The organism is Roseibium sp. RKSG952, assembly GCF_009711355.1.
The window spans coordinates 1-418 of the sequence record NZ_SMMF01000238.1; the positions used below are offsets into that span (position 1 = coordinate 1).

1 protein-coding gene is annotated in these 418 nt (G+C 56.9%); it reads right to left on the minus strand.

The features are described from left to right. Positions 1-42 precede the first annotated feature (42 nt). Positions 43-418, minus strand: a 376-nt coding sequence (locus E1297_RS00580) for a phosphoadenosine phosphosulfate reductase family protein (RefSeq protein ID WP_155132632.1), incomplete at its 5' end; no start/stop codon positions are given.

Below are 418 nucleotides of genomic sequence, written 5' to 3' on the forward strand. Positions count from 1 at the left end.
CTTGACCCCACCCTGAAGGAAGGGGTTTGCTGTGCTTCTGGATCACTCGCACAACCCGTAAATCGACGAGCAGACTTGCGGAGCCTTCAGGGACTCCGGATCGATTTCCTTCCCACCGCGCTTCGTCTTCGACCACGCCACAACATCGTCCATTCCAGCGTTCTCGATGCCCGGAACCTTGCCGTTTCCGAAGAATGTTGACTTTCCGCGCTTCGAAACGGACCCGACGATCCCCTCCCACTCCCTGACCCGTTCCACCTCCTCCGGGTAACGGATCGCAATGTTCCTGATTTCGTCCTTCCTGGCCATAATGCAAGGGAAGCATCCGACCCTTGAGAATCCCTGACTGTAGAGAGGGTTAATCGGCATCCCAGACGACTTCAGGAAGGAGTTAACGTCTTCCCCGCCCTGAAGGACG